General features: G+C 48.7%; 16 protein-coding genes. 3 read left to right on the top strand and 13 right to left on the bottom strand.

Annotated elements, in window-relative coordinates:
* Positions 1–8: 8 nt before the first annotated feature.
* The 6 genes from H9644_RS07605 to H9644_RS07580 all read right to left on the bottom strand — a co-directional run bounded on the left by H9644_RS07605 (position 9) and on the right by H9644_RS07580 (position 6223).
* A complete protein-coding gene (locus H9644_RS07605; protein WP_191774013.1) occupies positions 9–491 on the bottom strand; it encodes a TRAP transporter small permease in 483 nt (160 codons plus the stop codon).
* A gap of 41 nt (positions 492–532) precedes the next feature.
* Positions 533–1516 (bottom strand): TRAP transporter substrate-binding protein, encoded by a 984-nt coding sequence (locus H9644_RS07600; protein ID WP_191774011.1) that lies wholly within the window; start codon positions 1514–1516, stop codon positions 533–535.
* Between the two features lie 72 nt (positions 1517–1588).
* Complete coding sequence (locus H9644_RS07595) at positions 1589–2599, bottom strand: Ldh family oxidoreductase (protein ID WP_191774009.1); 1011 nt, start codon at positions 2597–2599, stop codon at positions 1589–1591.
* 10 nt (positions 2600–2609) lie between these two features.
* Entirely contained in the window at positions 2610–3626 is a 1017-nt protein-coding gene (locus tag H9644_RS07590) for a zinc-binding alcohol dehydrogenase family protein (RefSeq protein ID WP_191774007.1), read from the bottom strand.
* Positions 3623–5095 carry a mannitol dehydrogenase family protein gene (locus H9644_RS07585; protein ID WP_191774005.1) on the bottom strand — a complete coding sequence of 491 codons (1473 nt, stop codon included), beginning with the start codon at positions 5093–5095 and terminating at the stop codon, positions 3623–3625. The genes H9644_RS07590 and H9644_RS07585 overlap by 4 nt, the downstream gene beginning before the upstream one ends.
* 378 nt (positions 5096–5473) lie before the next feature.
* Positions 5474–6223, bottom strand: coding sequence for an FCD domain-containing protein (locus tag H9644_RS07580; protein WP_191774003.1), 750 nt, complete (start codon positions 6221–6223; stop codon positions 5474–5476).
* Between the two features lie 252 nt (positions 6224–6475).
* Between H9644_RS07580 and H9644_RS07575 the strand changes: the two genes are divergently transcribed.
* Positions 6476–8695, top strand: a complete 2220-nt coding sequence (locus tag H9644_RS07575) for a YgiQ family radical SAM protein (RefSeq protein ID WP_064529644.1) — start codon at positions 6476–6478, stop codon at positions 8693–8695.
* A gap of 41 nt (positions 8696–8736) precedes the next feature.
* Here H9644_RS07575 and yqhH read toward each other — a convergent pair whose 3' ends face one another.
* The 5 genes from yqhH to yqhD form a co-directional block, all read right to left on the bottom strand.
* Positions 8737–8994 (bottom strand): lipoprotein YqhH, encoded by a 258-nt coding sequence (gene yqhH, locus H9644_RS07570; protein WP_064529645.1) that lies wholly within the window; start codon positions 8992–8994, stop codon positions 8737–8739.
* A gap of 61 nt (positions 8995–9055) precedes the next feature.
* Positions 9056–9304, bottom strand: a complete 249-nt coding sequence (locus H9644_RS07565) for an LPP leucine zipper domain-containing protein (protein ID WP_191774000.1) — start codon at positions 9302–9304, stop codon at positions 9056–9058.
* A 35-nt stretch (positions 9305–9339) separates the two neighbouring features.
* Complete coding sequence (locus tag H9644_RS07560; protein WP_191773998.1) at positions 9340–10266, bottom strand: YbjP/YqhG family protein; 927 nt, start codon at positions 10264–10266, stop codon at positions 9340–9342.
* Between the two features lie 199 nt (positions 10267–10465).
* Positions 10466–11293 (bottom strand): 2,5-didehydrogluconate reductase DkgA, encoded by an 828-nt coding sequence (dkgA, locus tag H9644_RS07555; RefSeq protein WP_191773996.1) that lies wholly within the window; start codon positions 11291–11293, stop codon positions 10466–10468.
* A gap of 103 nt (positions 11294–11396) precedes the next feature.
* Positions 11397–12560 carry an alcohol dehydrogenase gene (gene yqhD / locus H9644_RS07550; RefSeq protein ID WP_191773994.1) on the bottom strand — a complete coding sequence of 388 codons (1164 nt, stop codon included), beginning with the start codon at positions 12558–12560 and terminating at the stop codon, positions 11397–11399.
* A gap of 193 nt (positions 12561–12753) precedes the next feature.
* On the opposite strand from yqhD, the gene yqhC reads away from it, so the two are divergent.
* Positions 12754–13653 carry a DNA-binding transcriptional regulator YqhC gene (yqhC, locus tag H9644_RS07545; protein ID WP_225221315.1) on the top strand — a complete coding sequence of 300 codons (900 nt, stop codon included), beginning with the start codon at positions 12754–12756 and terminating at the stop codon, positions 13651–13653.
* Positions 13654–13692: 39 nt separating this feature from the next.
* Here the strand turns inward: yqhC and yghB are convergent, their stop codons facing one another.
* Together yghB and metC are read right to left on the bottom strand one after the other, a co-directional pair.
* Entirely contained in the window at positions 13693–14352 is a 660-nt protein-coding gene (gene yghB, locus H9644_RS07540) for a DedA family general envelope maintenance protein YghB (RefSeq protein WP_064529651.1), read from the bottom strand.
* A 138-nt stretch (positions 14353–14490) separates the two neighbouring features.
* Complete coding sequence (metC, locus tag H9644_RS07535) at positions 14491–15678, bottom strand: cystathionine beta-lyase (protein WP_191773990.1); 1188 nt, start codon at positions 15676–15678, stop codon at positions 14491–14493.
* A 251-nt stretch (positions 15679–15929) separates the two neighbouring features.
* On the opposite strand from metC, the gene exbB reads away from it, so the two are divergent.
* Positions 15930–16664: a tol-pal system-associated acyl-CoA thioesterase gene (gene exbB / locus H9644_RS07530; protein WP_064529653.1), complete on the top strand. Its 735-nt coding sequence runs from the start codon at positions 15930–15932 to the stop codon at positions 16662–16664.

Genomic DNA, 16664 nt, shown 5'->3' with positions numbered 1-16664 from the left:
TTCCCTCGTTAATGAGAATTCCGTTTGCGATAATTGTCGATAATATTCATCACTGAATACCAGACCAGAATAAAACCACTGACAGGCATAACCCAATAGACTTTATCCATCGGCCACTTTAATACCGGAGAAATTTGTCCAACATGTTGCGCCTTTTCAACAACAATATTTCCTCCATAGATCATGAAAATAACTGCAAAGACGGTAATAATAATTTGGATAAAACTGTCAAGCATCAGCACTGATGCCGCAGGAAGTTTCTGCGCCAACAAATCAATAGCCAGATGTTTTTTTAAACCGGCTGTATATACACCGCCTAGTAAAATCATCCACATAAATAAAATCTGGGTAAATTCATCAAGCACGGTACTGGGCGCGTTAAAAATAAAACGAGCAATAACTTGCCAGGTTACACAGAACACCATAATGGCAAGAATGATGCTGCAACATCCGGCAAGGATCTTGTTAAGAATATGAGTGAGTGTACGCATAAGTCTTCCATGAAAGGGCAGGAATTACCTGCCCATTAAGGTTACATACTTTCTACTTGCTCAAGGTTTTGAGCCGATTGTGCATCTTTCGCCTTGAATTCATCGTATAGCGGTTTTACGCGTTCTTTGAAAGCGGATTTATCAACATCAACCACTGTTGCGTTCATCTCTTTCATTTTGTCGTAGGCTTCTTTTTCAGCGGCAGGCCAGATGACATCTTTCATTTGCATCATTGATTCATCGGCTGCTTTTAATAATGCCGTGCGCTCTTTGTCTCCAAGTTTATTCAACACATTGGTGCTGATAATTAACACATCAGGCACCATGGTGTGTTCATCACGTGAATAGACTTTTGCCACCTCGGCGTGACGCATGTCGGCATAGACAACGGTATTGTTTTCCCCGCCATCAACCACACCTTGCTGAAGGGCGGTATAGAGTTCACCCTGGGCCATCGGTGTGGCGACACCACCAAGTGCTTTCATCATTGCAATGGCACTGGGGCTCTGTTGAACCCTGATTTTCATTCCCGCTAAATCTTCAGGTTTAGTAATTGGTTTATTGGCGTAAAAACTTCTCGCTCCGCCGTCATAATATGTAATACCAACAAAACCTTTACTTTCTGATGAGTTAAGTATTTTTTTACCTAAATCACTTTGCAGAACGCGATAATAGTGATCGCGGTCGCGGAATAAGAATGGCAGACTGAAAAGACTGTAATCTGGGGCGAAAGACTCCAGTGATGCAGCATTTACTTTTACCATCTGTAATGCGCCGGAGTTCATTAACTCCAGTGATTCACGCTCGTTGCCCAATGTCGCATTCGGGTAAATACGAATAACTAATTCACCGTTAGAATATTCTTTTGTTTTATCCGCTAAATAACTTAATGCTTTATGGACAGCATGGCTTTTATCCTGATTATGGCTGAGTTTTAATGTTGTTTTTGCCAGTGTTGTATTAGAGATTAATAAACAACTGGTCAACAGCATAAGCGATGCCGTCAGAGGACGAAGTGCTTTCATATCCTGCTCCTGGTTAATATAACAGAAACGATAAATACAGCGCTTTTCTATCGTTATAATAAAAAGTGGTTATTAATTCGTTGTCAGATAATGGAAAATTCCTGCCGGAACCGGAATACCTTCCTGCTGACATTTTTCTTTGTAGTGTATTTGAGGATCATTCGGCGCTAATACTTTTTCAACGCCGGGAACCGGTTTAACGGCATGCAACTCTGTGACCATTTGTGCCATGGTTTCAGCAAAAACAGGATTGCCGAGTTTTTTCGGATCGATGGCAATAACCAGACTCGCCAGCTTACGCATCTTGTCATAATCGCCATACATACGAACAATATGGTTGCCAAAATTCGCATTCATTAGCACGCCAGTCAGTGCATCTATAGCCAGCGCAATCCCTGAACCTTTGTGTTGGCCGAAAGGTAGCAGGTTTTCAATCTTGTGCGGATCAGTGGTGCCATAACCGTCTTTATCTATCGCCAGCCCCTCGCCAATATGTTTACCGGTTTCCTTTGCATGAAGTATTTTGCCGAAAGCAGTAGCACTGGTCGCCATATCAACAATCATCGGGTGGCTGTTTTCAACCGGGAAACCAAAGGCGATGGGATTAGTCCCCAAAAAGCGCTCGGCACCGCCATAAGGAGCCACACAGGTATCGGTTTGCGTCATTACGATAGCAATCAATCCCTGGTTGGTGACCATCTCTGCAAAATAAGATAACGCGCCACAGTGAGAGGCGTTTTTGACGCTAACGAACCCAAGACCTTCTTCCTGTGCCAGTTTGATGGCGTGCTCTGTGGCGCTAATTAATGCTGAATGTCCCATCCCGTCATCAGAGTCGAAAATGGCCACTGACGGTGATATTTGCTCAATACTAAATTGCGCGGTTTTATTTAACCCTCCGGCAGCAAGGCGAGTGCAATAATGTTCGACACGCATAACACCGTGAGAATGCACCCCGGTAATATCGGCATGTACTAAAACATCCGAAACTTGTTGTGCGGTGTTAGTATCCAGTCCGGCAGTATGTAATTTGTGGTGCACCAGCGATTTTAAATTTGCTTCACTGACATAAACAGTTGTCATCTTTGTTCCCTTAAAAAGTGATCACACCTTTGACCATATTTTTGTTTTCTACAACGTTACGCTGGTAATCCTCGCCAACACTAAAGAAATCAAATTGCTGGTTTTTCATTAAATCTTCGTGAATTTTATTGCTGCGCATTAGTTCAATTACCAATGCGAAATCTTCCCGTGTGGCATTGCGACTGCTGAGTAACGTTGTCTCTTTTTTGTGGAAGGTTGGATCGTCAATAACGAGTTCGCCAATATACAAACCGATGAAAACAATTTTGCCCCCATGACGAATAAGATTTACATCCTGACTCATTGAAGCTTTATTTCCCGTCGCATCCAGTACTACGCAAGCCAGTTCGCCGCCAAAGGCCTCACGAAGCGCGACAATAAAATCTTCCGGTGTGGGATCGAAGGCATTAATAGCCAGATTATCCACAACGTGCTGGCGACGTTGGCTATCGATATCCGCAACAACAACATGCGCCCCTTTAGCCCTGGCGATGGCGGCGGTAGCCAGACCGATTGGCCCGGCGCCAATCACCAGTACGTTTTGTTCAGCCTTGATCTCAGCCCGGCGAACGGCGTGCGCACCAATAGCGAAACATTCAACCAATGCTCCGGCGCTGTCGCTGACTTCGTCAGGGAGTGGGACAAGATTGTCTTCACGTACAGCAAGATACTCACTAAAACCGCCATCCTGATGCACGCCATATAGCGAAACACGTTCGCAGCAGTTCGTTTTCTCTTCCCGACAGGCTGCGCACTCGCCACACGGAATGCATGGGATGACGGAATAGCGCTGGCCTGACTGTGCTGTTTGGCACTGACTGCCTCGCGAAACCGCTTCTGCGCATATTTCATGACCTAATACACGTGGGTAGCTAAAAAAAGGCTGTCTGCCGGCAAAAGCGTGAATATCAGTACCACAAATACCCACTGCTTTGATTTTTAACAGCACTTCATTATCTGCTGGGGTGGGAATATCCTTTTCCACATATTCCATAACGCCAGGCTGCTGACAAATTAATGTTTTCATTTCTGCTCATCCGATAATAATTGGCTGATGGTGGCCTTGATGCCTTTGTTTTTTATATTCGCAAAGGCGATTTTTATTTCTTTTATAAACGGCTGATGATTGCTTAATTCACCAAATATGGCGCTAAGGTGCAGTAATACGAGCGCCTGTTGCCATGCGTCTTGTTGTTCCTTTATTAGCGCATGAAATTGTTCACTCATTGGATCAGCGATAGACTGGTTTTTCTCAACAGCTTCAATGACATAATGCAACCAACCCGCAACGAGCAGTGACAAAACAGTATTGTTTTGTTTTTGCCGATGCAATTTCAGCCAGGGAGTCAGCGCTCGCTGGGGAAGCTTTTGCGAACCGTCCATAGCGATTTGCCCGGTACGGTGTGCAACATTACGGTTGCTAAAGCGTTCAATTAACAGGTTGGCGTATTCCTGGACGTCGATATTTAAGTCTGGATTAAGTGTTCGGGCTTGTTCATTAATCATCAGCTGGCGAGTAATGGAACGAAAATCAGCGTCTTCCATGCATTGCCAGATAAATTCATAGCCTGCCAGTGAGCCGTGATAAGCCAGAAATGAATGGCTACCATTTAACATGCGTAACTTCATCTCTTCATAAGGCTGAACATTGCTGACAAACATCGCGCCTGCTTTATCCCATTCCGGTCGCCCGTGCACAAAATTATCTTCGATCACCCACTGGCGAAAGGATTCGCAGACGATCCCGCAGGGGTCGGCATAACCAGTTTTAGTTTCCAGTAAGGCGAATTGCGATTCGGTCATTGCCGGAACAATGCGATCTACCATCGTGCCTGGAAACGAGACATTTTCTTCGATCCACTGAGCCAACGTCAGGTCCAACTGCCGGGCAAAGCCGAGAACAGCATTTCGCGTCAGATGCCCATTGTCTGGCAAGTTATCGCAGGAGAGCACGCTAAAAGCGGCGAGTCCTGCCTCTTTACGTTGTTGCAAAGCACAGACGATCAAGCCAATAGCCGACTGAGGCGCATCCGGGTTTTGTAGATCGTGTTGGATTAATCCATTGGTGAGATTAAGCGAACGCGTTTGCGGATCGAGGCAATAACCTTTCTCGGTGATGGTTAATGAAACGATTTTTACCTGAGGTTCCGTCAATCTCTGGATTGCTGCGGAAATGCCATCCATTGGGGTATGAATACCACCGGTCACCGAACGCACAAGACGTGAGGTCGATTGCGATGCAGACGTTTCTACAACCGAAAACAGCCCATTTTGCGCATTTAAGTTTTCGATCAGTTGAACATCACCAAACAGGTTGATCTCAAAGATCCCCCAGCGGGTGTCTGAAAGCTGGTTAGTGAGATCCGTGTAGACAGCCTGGTGTCCGCGATGAAAAGCGCCAAAACCAATATGGACAATATCTGCCTGTAACCCATCTCGGGGCCAGGTGGTTACCTGGTCATAGTGGGCGACAGCGATGCTTTCGTTCCCTGACATTATGCTCTTACTCCTGGTAGTCATTATGTGCAGACCAATTTACATAACATGCTAGACCAAAAAAAGAGAGATGCATCACGCTGCGGAGAAAGGTAAAAGTACGAAATAGAACATAAGGAGGTGATTTGAGATTGATGATAAACGCAAAACTGCCTGATGCGCTACGCGTATCAGGCCTACGTGAATCATATAATGCATTGAATTTTTATGGTTTTCTTTTGGTGGTAAGGAGTTAACGTCGCATCTGGCATGAACAAAGCGCACTTTATCATCAGTTTGCTGTTCATTTATTCATTAGACCAATTTGCAATATATGGTGTACCAAAGAAGGGACGCAGAGCCAGCGTTATTTTCACGTCAGCTCTGGATTAATGAAGGTTAACGAGCGAAGAAAAAGTCATCAAAATCGCTAATGGAGGCGTCTTGTTTGAAGATTTTGATCAGTTCATTTTTGCTGTTTTCCAGATGATTCCAGGATGCTTCCCTGGCAAGCTCTGAATCTTTTTGTTGCAGTGCAAGGAAAATAGCCCGGTGATCTTCCAGCCATTGCAGACGCAAATGCTTTTCGTGCAGATACTTGTAGTTCAGCTTTTTCCAGCGGGGGTTTTCTGTGCGCACTGCCCGCCATAATTCGGCGGCTTGTTTGATGAGTACCCGATTTTGCGTCGCTTCGGCAATAAGGCTATGAAAACGATGATCCAGGTCTTCAAATTTATCACTTTCCGCAGCGATGGCTTTTTCCTGTAATCCAATGATTTTCTTTAACTCTTGTAACTCGTTAAAGCTGATCTGGCTGGCTGCAAAGCCAGTAATATTGCTCTCAATTACCTGACGCGCCTGTAACAGTTCAAACGGGCCAATTTCTGAATAAGGCATCAATGATTTCTGATTGAGCTTATCGGTGGAATCAACAAAGAAGATCCCTGACCCTTGCTTCACATTCAGCACGCCTTTCAGTTCCAGCATAATGATGGCTTCACGAATGGTAGTTCGGCTGGTATTAAACCGCTCGCTCAGTTCACGTTCTGAAGGTAGGCGCTCTCCGGCTTTAAATACGCCTGAATATAGCAACTCCTCAATCTGTAGACCAATATCGTAATAGCGGCGCTTTGTAATAACCTGTTCCATACCTTGCCTTACTGTGGGTGTCCTCGGATAGCCGATCGTCGTGCAACATGACTTGAGCGTTGCTGATCGGCATAAATAGTAGCGGCAGTTGCCACGATACCGCTAGCCTTAAATGTGTTTGCTATAGTTGGGCTGTGAAAAACCATCGCCAGGGTATTTCGTAACCTTTCATCAACACCACTTCATTTCCGCGCGCGATACAGCGTATAATCCCCGGCCTTTGATTATTTTTTTACCATTTCTGGAAGCAAAATGAGCTCTATCTCCCTGATCCAACCGGATCGCGACCTGTTCTCCTGGCCGCAGTACTGGGCCGCCTGTTTTGGACCGGCACCGTTTTTGCCGATGTCTCGTGAAGAGATGGATCAACTTGGCTGGGATAGCTGCGACATCATTTTGGTTACAGGCGACGCGTATGTCGATCACCCGAGCTTCGGGATGGCGATTTGCGGTCGTATGCTGGAAGCGCAGGGCTTTCGCGTTGGGATCATCGCCCAGCCGGACTGGAGCAGCAAAGACGATTTTATGCGTCTGGGTAAACCGAATCTGTTTTTCGGCGTTACCGCAGGCAACATGGACTCGATGATCAACCGTTACACTGCCGATCGCCGTTTGCGTCATGACGACGCTTACACGCCGGATAACGTCGCAGGGAAGCGTCCGGATCGCGCCACACTGGTTTATACCCAGCGTTGTAAAGAGGCGTGGAAAGATGTGCCGGTGATCCTCGGCGGTATCGAAGCCAGCCTGCGCCGTACCGCGCATTATGATTACTGGTCTGATACCGTGCGCCGTTCGGTGCTGGTGGATTCCAAGGCCGACATGCTGATGTTCGGTAACGGTGAGCGTCCGCTGGTGGAAGTGGCGCATCGTCTGGCGATGGGCGAGCCGATTAGTGAAATCCGCGATGTGCGTAATACTGCGATTATCGTGAAAGAAGCGCTGCCTGGCTGGAGCGGCGTGGATTCGACCCGTCTTGATACCCCAGGGAAAATAGACCCAATCCCGCATCCGTATGGTGAAGACCTGCCGTGCGCGGATAACAAACCGGTGGCACCGAAAAAACAGGAAGCCAAAGCTGTTACCGTGCAGCCGCCACGCCCGAAACCGTGGGAAAAAACCTACGTGTTGCTGCCTTCTTTCGAGAAAGTGAAGGGCGATAAAGTGCTGTACGCTCATGCTTCGCGTATTCTGCACCACGAAACCAATCCAGGCTGCGCGCGGGCGTTGATGCAAAAACACGGCGACCGCTATGTGTGGATCAACCCACCTGCAATACCGCTTTCTACCGAAGAGATGGACAGCGTCTTTGCGCTGCCGTACAAGCGTGTCCCGCATCCGGCTTACGGTAATGCCCGTATTCCGGCTTACGAGATGATCCGTTTCTCGGTCAATATTATGCGTGGCTGCTTTGGCGGCTGCTCTTTCTGTTCTATTACCGAGCACGAAGGGCGTATTATTCAGAGCCGTTCGGAAGATTCGATCATTAATGAGATCGAAGCGATCCGCGACACTGTTCCTGGTTTTACGGGCGTGATTTCCGATCTCGGCGGCCCAACGGCCAACATGTATATGTTGCGCTGTAAATCACCGCGCGCCGAGCAGACCTGCCGCCGTTTGTCGTGCGTTTACCCGGATATTTGTCCGCATATGGACACGAACCACGAACCGACGATCAACCTCTATCGCCGCGCGCGCGATCTAAAAGGCATTAAAAAAATCCTTATCGCCTCTGGCGTGCGATATGACATCGCCGTGGAAGATCCGCGCTATATCAAAGAGCTGGCGACCCATCACGTCGGTGGTTATCTGAAAATTGCCCCGGAACATACCGAAGAAGGGCCGTTGTCGAAGATGATGAAGCCGGGCATGGGCAGCTATGACCGCTTTAAAGAGCTGTTTGACACCTACTCGAAACAGGCAGGTAAAGAGCAGTATCTGATCCCGTATTTCATCTCTGCGCACCCCGGTACGCGTGATGAAGATATGGTGAATCTGGCGCTGTGGCTGAAAAAGCATCGCTTCCGCCTCGACCAGGTACAGAACTTCTATCCGTCGCCGTTGGCTAACTCCACCACCATGTATTACACCGGGAAAAACCCGCTGGCGAAGATTGGTTATAAGAGCGAAGACGTCTTCGTACCGAAGGGCGACAAGCAGCGTCGTTTGCATAAAGCGTTGTTGCGTTACCACGATCCGGCAAACTGGCCGTTAATCCGTCAGGCGCTGGAAGCAATGGGTAAAAAGCATCTGATTGGCAGCCGTCGCGATTGCTTAGTGCCTGCGCCAACCATTGAAGAGATGCGTGAAGCGCGTCGTCAGAACCGCAATACCCGCCCGGCGTTGACCAAACATACGCCGATGGCGACTCAGCGCCAGACGCCTGCGACGGCAAAAAAAGCGCCATCTACGCAATCTCGCCCGGTAAATGCTGGTGCGAAGAAGCGGCCTAAAGCGGCGGTCGGACGTTAAAATATATCCCCGGTAACTGAGTGCTGCCGGGGATTGTTTTGTCATTCCGCATACATACGCAAGCAGCGCAGGCAATCAAAATAGTCCTGCGCATCAAGACGCGTATTGGCTCTGTTAGCTTCGGATTTGGCGGCGTAGATTAGTGGGCGTAATGCTTTCATATCCTGCTCAAGTCGGGCGATTTTTGCATTTAAGGTTTGAACATTGTTCGCCAGCTGATTGACCTTTTGCTCATTGACACATCCGCTTAATAAGCCGGTTACCAGAATTAGTGTTCCCACGCTGAAAGTCTTTTTCATTATTTATTTCTTCCTGTTTTTCATTGTTCTGATTAATAGTTGCTTGACGTTTAGCCGCGTATTACCAGCGTGGCGGGTGTGCCCAAATTCCGTCCGGCCATCTTCCGGCATCATCCAACCGTGTATTGGCATTTTCTGCCGCTTCTTTCGCTACCTGAATTTCCTGACGTAACGCGTCGATATCCTGTTGGAGTTGATCGATTTTTATATTTATCAGATGAATATCATTTTCTACATGACTGATTTTTTCATTATTGACGCAGCCTGTGAGAATGAACATTATAAAAAAGAGTAACAGTTGATTATTCATTTCCAGTTCCCTTTATCTGGTGTTAATTATTCCGTTTATTGCTGTAATCTGGCGGCAGTCTTCGCTTCAATCTGTTTAAGTAAGCTTCCGCTGCCTGGGCGGATAAAATCGGCAATTTCCCACTGATCTTCACGCCGCTGTAAAACGAATTCTTGTTCTTCGCTGTTGCCATTGGTCAATGCAAAACGAACAGAAATACGGGCGGAATCGGCAGTTTTCTCCAGCACACGAATTTCATCAACGCGTGAAAATAACGACTCTTCGCCAAAACAGATTGGGTTGTCGTAAATAAATTGCCGCTCTAATTGCATATCTTCATCGGAGTTGCTGCCAGTCTTGAAGGTGGTTTTATAGAAGGCATTAACAGCCTGGCGATAGGTGTTGGAAACAACCCACGTCCAGGGCCAGCTATAATGAGTGATATGGTCAAACAACTCGGCGACAAAGGCTTCAGGTTGCTCTTTTTGTAGTGATGCCAGTACCGCCAATATTTTTTCATTCTCACCGTTAACTGACTGCCAGACGCTGCCATGATTGCTGACAATATCATCAATCATCCAACGACCATTTTCTGCCACCATCTTCAGTGTTTGCGTGGTCTTTTCTTTATCGTCTTTATAGGGACGAAAGCGCACAAGGGCATCCACGTGATCGGCATCCGTTTGAGTAACCGCGACACTTTCTAACACCAGATCGCCGTAATCCTGACAATCGCAAACCGGATCGTAATCCAGCCAGCCAATATTACCCGGCAGCGTGAGATTGTCATTCAGGGTTAGCGCCTTTTGCATTCGCGTTGATGTTATTGCCTGCTCACTGTTATCACCGAAATAAGGAACGCTAGCGCTACCGGTATAGTATTGATAAATCTGCCTGACTGTTTGTTCAGCGGTCAGCGAGGGGGATTGCGCCTGAACGGTAAAACTTAAAAAGGCAGTCAAAAACAGAACCATTATTTTCATCTGTTTTTCACCTCTCCGTCGCGTTTATCCCTGGTGTAGATGAGTTGTTCCTTTAAGAGCTTCCAGCTCCGCATGATGATGTCCTTATAATTGGCGTTCCTGAACAGGGGAGAGTAACAACGGGCGGGAGGCGAGGGGAATAAATGATTTCTGAAAAGTCCGGTAGCGGAACATTACCGCTACCGGGAGAATTTGTGCGTTAGCCGCTGAACTGGTCGGGATCGGGGCCGAGGCGTTTACCCTGGTCGAGTTTCGCAATGTCACCAAGTTCGTCTTTGTCGAGCCGGAAATCCCAGACATCGAAGTTTTCAGCAATGCGTGAAGGGGTGACCGATTTCGGGATTACGACCAGACCATTATCCAGATGCCAGCGGATAACAATCTGCGCTGGAGTTTTGCCGTATTTATCCGCCAGGTAGCGAATGATATTCTGATCGAATACGCCTTTCCCGCCCTGGGCTAATGGGCTCCAGGATTCGGTCTGGATTTTGTGTGTGGCGTTCCAGGCATGCAACTGACGTTGCTGCATCAGCGGGTGAAGTTCTATCTGGTTAATAACAGGCGCCACACCAGTTTCATCAATCAGACGCTGAAGATGGTGGATCTGGAAATTGCAGACGCCGATACTTTTGATTAATCCCTCTTTTTGCAGCTCAATCATTCCTTTCCATGCTTCGACATAATGGTCGATTGCGGGAACGGGCCAGTGCATTAAGTAGAGGTCGATATAATCAAGCTGGAGTTTTTTCAGACTGTCGAGCAGGGCTTCGCGGGGGCGCTTGTGGTTGTCGTTCCACAGTTTAGTGGTGATGAACAGCTCTTCTCTGTTAAGTGCGGAATTTTTCAGGGCTTTGCCGACACCTTCTTCGTTCTTGTAGGCTGCGGCGGTATCAATCGAACGATAACCCACTTCTAATGCTTTTTGAATAGCGCTGATAACTTCCTCATTACTTGCTTGCCAGACGCCCAGTCCCAGCTGGGGCATGACATTGCCGTCCTGTAGCTTAATAACGGTTGGATTAGTCATACGTTCCTCCTTACATGAACTCACCGGAGCAGGCTCCGGTGAGATGTTGTGAACTTAAGTCTGGACGAAATGCCCGAAAACGAAAGTTTGAGGCGTAAAAAGCTTAACGAGCGGCTTCGTAGATGCGGCGGCTGACATCCAGCGTAATATCATGATTTTCGCCCAGTTGGGTCATGCCGTGTTCTTCCAGTTTTTTCAGCAATGCCGGGATAGAGCTGCCGTCCAGACCGTAGTCGGAAAGATGCGTCGGCACGCCCAATTGCTCGAAGAAGTTACGGGTAGCGGCAATCGCGGCGTCAATGCGCTCGTCGTCGGAACCTTCGGTGATGTTCCAGACGCGTTCAGCGTATTGCAGTAGTTTCGCGCGCTTGGTGTCGCGTTTTTCATTCCACAGGGCAGGCAGGACGATTGCCAGCGTTTGTGCGTGATCCAGGCCGTGCATAGCAGTCAGTTCGTGTCCCAGCATATGCGTTGCCCAGTCCTGCGGTACGCCAGCGCCTATCAAACCGTTCAGTGCCTGAGTCGCTGCCCACATGACGTTGGCGCGAACATCGTAGTTTTCTGGCTCTTTCAGGGCCTTCGGACCATCTTCGAGAAGCGTCAGTAAAATGCCTTCGGCGAAGCGGTCCTGAATTTTGGCATCAACCGGTTTGGTCACATACTGTTCCACGGTGTGCACAAAGGCGTCCACTACGCCGTTAGCCACCTGGCGCGGCGGCAGGGTGTAGGTATAAACCGGATCGAGTACGGCAAATACCGGCTGAACATGGGCAGAATGGAACGCCTGTTTGTCGCCAGTGGTTTTACGGGAAATCACCGCACCCGCGTTAGATTCAGAACCGGTTGCTGGCAGCGTCAGCACACAGCCCATCGGGATAGCGCTTTTAATCTCTTTGCCGCCAGTTTGCAGAATGTGCCACGGATCGACGTTTTCAGGATAATTTGCCGCTGCGGCGATAAATTTGGTGCCGTCCAGTACGGAACCGCCGCCAACCGCCAGCAGGAAAGTCACTTTCTGTTCGCGAACCAGTTTCACGGCGTTCATCAGCGTTTCATAAGCCGGGTTTGGCTCAATACCACCAAACTCCAGCACGTCCATACCTTTCAGCGCATCCAGAACTTGATCGAGAACGCCGGTTTTTTTCACGCTGCCGCCGCCGTAGGTAATCAATACGCGAGCATCGTGAGGAATTTGTTCGCGTAAACCAGCGATTGCGCCTTTACCAAACAGAATGCGGGTTGGGGTGTGCAGATTAAAGTTGTTCATTACTTGCTCCCTTTGCTGGGCCAATATGAGGGCAGAGATCGGTCTGCCTGATGTTTTTTATTGTGGTCGCCAGCGCCGTGGCTCTCAATGCTCATTCCTGCCAATGTCTTGCCTATTTCTCCAGAGTGCTGGAGAAATGGTACAAAATTGCGCACAATCAAATTGCCGCATTATTCCTAAGAAATTACGCGATATGAAACGTGAAGAGATATGCCGCCTACTGACGGATAAAATTAATAGACTGAAAAATAAAGAAAATAGTTTGTCAGATATGTTGCCTGATGTGCGCTTATTGTATGGCGAGAACCCCGGTGCGCGTACGCCAGTGATGTATGAGCCTGGCATCATAATTCTCTTTTCCGGGCATAAAATCGGTTATATCAATGAACGCGTGTTTCGCTATGACGCCAACGAATACCTGCTGCTGACTGTGCCGTTGCCGTTTGAATGCGAAACCTATGCCACGCCAGAGGTGCCGCTGGCGGGAGTGCGTCTCAATGTTGATATTTTGCAGTTACAAGAGCTGTTGATGGACATTGGCGAAGATGAACATTTCCAGCCATCGATGGCTGCCAGCGGTATTAATTCCGCCACATTGTCCGAAGAGATTTTATGCGCGGCAGAGCGGTTACTGGATGTGATGGAACGACCGCTGGATGCGCGCATTCTCGGTAAACAGATTATCCGCGAAATTCTTTACTATGTGCTGACGGGGCCTTGTGGCGGCGCGCTACTGGCGCTGGTCAGTCGCCAGACGCATTTCAGCCTGATTAGCCGCGTGCTGAAACGAATTGAGAATAAATACACCGAAAACCTGAGCGTTGAGCAATTGGCAGCAGAAGCCAATATGAGCGTTTCGGCGTTCCACCATAATTTTAAGTCTGTCACCAGCACTTCGCCGTTGCAGTATCTGAAGAATTACCGTCTGCATAAGGCGCGGATGATGATAATCCACAACGGCATGAAGGCCAGCGCGGCGGCGATGCGCGTCGGCTATGAAAGCGCGTCGCAATTTAGCCGTGAGTTTAAACGTTATTTCGGTGTGACGCCGGGAGAAGATGCAGCCAGAATGCGGGCGATGCAGGGGAGTTAAATGCGTTCCCGGCATGGCCACCGGGAACGGAGGAAATCGTCAGGCACTAGAGTACTTTTTTTTAATCACCACGAAAAGCGTGCCTAGCAAGCCAGCGGTTAACAAGGCAATCGGCAGGATCATCAGGAACGTCATCACCTGATCTTCATGGCGTTTTACAAACGGGATCATGCTTAAGGCATAGCCAAAACTGGTTACCACGCTGACCCATAGCAACCCGCTTAACCAGTTGAAAAACTGGAAGCGGCGGTTTGGCAGTCCGGAAATCCCCGCCATGGTTGGCAGCAGCGTGCGGACAAAGGCGAGAAAACGTCCAGCCAGCAGCGCCAGCAGACCGTGGCGGTCAAACATACAGGTGGCGCGCTGATGATATTTGGCCGGAAGCTGTGCCAGCCAGCCTTTCACCGTTTTGGTATTACCTAGCCAACGTCCCTGAATATAACTCAACCAACAACCCAGGCTGGCTGCGGCAGTCAGAATCGTGATTGTTGGCAGAAAATCCATAACCCCCTGGGCAATCAATGCGCCAGCCAGAATCAACAAACTGTCGCCAGGCAAAAATGAGGCGGGCAACAGGCCGTTTTCTAAAAACAGCGTGGCAAACATGACAAAGTAAACAACGCTAACAATGTGAGGGTCCGCCAGCGCGGCAAAGTCATGTTGCCAGAGCGCAGCGATGATATCTTGAATAACAGCCATGGACTTTCCTGTGGAACAGCGTTTAAGCCTTAATTTGACTATTGTACTCCTGAATCGTCCGGGACGCCTTGATCCCGGACGCAACAATTTAAGACTATTCACAATTAAATGTCTGCAAAATTGTCCAAACTGGCAACGTTACACAATTCGCGCGAAGCCTGCGTCCAGATCGGCAATCAGATCGTCGACATTTTCCAGACCAATATGCAGGCGGATCAAGGTGCCGCTAAAATCGATCTTACCTTGCGGGCGGATGGCGGCGAGATGCTCTGGCTGGTTCGCGAGGATTAAGGATTCATACCCGCCCCATGAGAAGGCCATGCTGAATAAACTGAAGTTATCCAGATAGTTCGCCAGTTCTTCATCGTTGAGTCTTTTCTTGAGCACAAAAGAAAATAGTCCGCTGCTGCCTGTAAAGTCTCGTTTCCAGAATTCATGGCCTTTACTGCCTGGCAAAGCAGGGTGGTTAACCCGCTCAACCTGCGGGTGTACGGCCAGCCATTCAGCTACTTTCAGGCTGTTTTCATGATGTTGGCGCAGACGCACGCCCAGTGTACGCAGGCCACGGCTGGTCATATAGGCGGTATCGGCGTCGACCATCTGCCCCATCAAATAGGCATTTTCTCGTAGTTGCTCCCAGCAACGGGCATTGCACACCGCAGTACCGATCATCGCATCCGAATGCCCTACCAGATATTTGGTGGCGGCCTGAATGGAAACATCGATACCAAAATCAAGAGCTTTGAACAGCACTCCGGCGGCCCAGGTGTTATCGATCATAATGATGGCGTCCGGAACGACACTGCGTACGGCGGCAACAATCGCTGGAACATCATGTACTTCCATAGTGATGGAGCCAGGTGATTCCAGAAATACGACTTTGGTGTTTGGCTGCAGATGTTTAACGATATCTGCGCCAATCAGCGGATCAAACCATGATGTCGTTACGCCCAACTTGCTGAGGATTTTGCTACAGAAATCCTGGCTCGGCTCGTAGGCGGTATTGGTCATCAACACATGATCGCCCTGTTCGACAAAAGCAAGAATGGAATTGGCAACCGCTGCCGCCCCGCAAGGAAACAGCACGCAACCTGCGCCACCTTCCAGTTCACACATCGCTTCTTGTAATGAGAAGTGCGTTAGCGTTCCGCGCCGTCCATAGAACAACTCACCATTGGCGCGATTGCGCGTCGCATGTTTTTTGGCTTCCACACTGTCAAAAACCAGCGAAGAGGCGCGCTGAATCACGCTATTTACCGCGCCGAGAGTGTATTTTTTGCTGCGTCCTGCATTGACCAGTTGAGTATCAAGTTGTTTGTCTGCCATGTCGGGATTCCTGTTTTTATACGTCTGGATGTCTAAACTAGCATGAATATCCACGGGTGCATCCTGAAGAATTGGCATAAAACAGAAAATTTTCGCAAATGGCGTGCTGGTGACTTTTTTACTGCGTAAACGCAAAGAAAAGAAAACAAAGGTGCGGCAGTATGCAAATAGTAATGAGAACGACTATCAATTCGACGTCGTTTTGATATTATTATGCGCAGATTTTGTGACTTGCGTCCTGGAGATACACAGTGGGTAATAATTTAATGCAGACGGACCTTTCCGTCTGGGGTATGTATCAGCACGCCGACATTGTCGTTAAGTGCGTGATGATTGGGCTGATTCTGGCCTCCGTAGTCACCTGGGCAATCTTCTTCAGTAAGAGCGTAGAGTTCTTCAACCAGAAGCGTCGCCTGAAGCGCGAACAGCAACTGCTGGCTGAAGCCCGCTCCTTAAACCAGGCCAACAATATCGCCGCTGATTTTGGCAGCAAAAGCTTAAGCCTGCATTTGCTCAATGAAGCGCAAAATGAGCTGGAACTGTCAGAAGGCAGCGACGATAACGAAGGTATTAAAGAGCGTACCAGTTTCCGCCTTGAGCGTCGGGTCGCCGCAGTAGGTCGTCAAATGGGCCGCGGTAACGGCTACCTTGCAACCATCGGCGCGATTTCGCCGTTCGTTGGTCTGTTTGGTACGGTCTGGGGCATCATGAACAGCTTTATCGGTATTGCGCAAACGCAGACTACCAACCTGGCAGTCGTTGCGCCGGGTATCGCAGAAGCACTGCTGGCAACAGCAATCGGTCTGGTGGCAGCGATTCCGGCGGTCGTTATCTATAACGTATTTGCACGTCAAATTGGCGGCTTTAAAGCGATGCTGGGTGATGTCGCTGCGCAAGTATTGTTGCTGCAAAGCCGTGACCTGGATCTGGAAGCCAGCGCCGCTGCGCATCCGGTTCGTGTTGCACAAAAATTACGCGCAGGATAA

It is taken from the genome of Escherichia whittamii (genome assembly GCF_014836715.1).
Classification (GTDB): domain Bacteria; phylum Pseudomonadota; class Gammaproteobacteria; order Enterobacterales; family Enterobacteriaceae; genus Escherichia; species Escherichia whittamii.
This window is presented reverse-complemented; position numbering and strand designations above follow the sequence as displayed.

What these genes read in the sequence shown, in the direction of transcription:
- H9644_RS07605 (WP_191774013.1), bottom strand. Translation starts at nt 491, where the DNA reads ATGCGTACACTCACTCATATTCTTAACAAGATCCTTGCCGGATGTTGC.
- H9644_RS07600 (WP_191774011.1), bottom strand. Translation starts at nt 1,516, where the DNA reads ATGAAAGCACTTCGTCCTCTGACGGCATCGCTTATGCTGTTGACCAGT.
- H9644_RS07595 (WP_191774009.1), bottom strand. Translation starts at nt 2,599, where the DNA reads ATGACAACTGTTTATGTCAGTGAAGCAAATTTAAAATCGCTGGTGCAC.
- H9644_RS07590 (WP_191774007.1), bottom strand. Translation starts at nt 3,626, where the DNA reads ATGAAAACATTAATTTGTCAGCAGCCTGGCGTTATGGAATATGTGGAA.
- H9644_RS07585 (WP_191774005.1), bottom strand. Translation starts at nt 5,095, where the DNA reads ATGTCAGGGAACGAAAGCATCGCTGTCGCCCACTATGACCAGGTAACC.
- H9644_RS07580 (WP_191774003.1), bottom strand. Translation starts at nt 6,223, where the DNA reads ATGGAACAGGTTATTACAAAGCGCCGCTATTACGATATTGGTCTACAG.
- H9644_RS07575 (WP_064529644.1), top strand. Translation starts at nt 6,476, where the DNA reads ATGAGCTCTATCTCCCTGATCCAACCGGATCGCGACCTGTTCTCCTGG.
- yqhH (WP_064529645.1), bottom strand. Translation starts at nt 8,994, where the DNA reads ATGAAAAAGACTTTCAGCGTGGGAACACTAATTCTGGTAACCGGCTTA.
- H9644_RS07565 (WP_191774000.1), bottom strand. Translation starts at nt 9,304, where the DNA reads ATGAATAATCAACTGTTACTCTTTTTTATAATGTTCATTCTCACAGGC.
- H9644_RS07560 (WP_191773998.1), bottom strand. Translation starts at nt 10,266, where the DNA reads ATGAAAATAATGGTTCTGTTTTTGACTGCCTTTTTAAGTTTTACCGTT.
- dkgA (WP_191773996.1), bottom strand. Translation starts at nt 11,293, where the DNA reads ATGACTAATCCAACCGTTATTAAGCTACAGGACGGCAATGTCATGCCC.
- yqhD (WP_191773994.1), bottom strand. Translation starts at nt 12,560, where the DNA reads ATGAACAACTTTAATCTGCACACCCCAACCCGCATTCTGTTTGGTAAA.
- yqhC (WP_225221315.1), top strand. Translation starts at nt 12,754, where the DNA reads ATGAAACGTGAAGAGATATGCCGCCTACTGACGGATAAAATTAATAGA.
- yghB (WP_064529651.1), bottom strand. Translation starts at nt 14,352, where the DNA reads ATGGCTGTTATTCAAGATATCATCGCTGCGCTCTGGCAACATGACTTT.
- metC (WP_191773990.1), bottom strand. Translation starts at nt 15,678, where the DNA reads ATGGCAGACAAACAACTTGATACTCAACTGGTCAATGCAGGACGCAGC.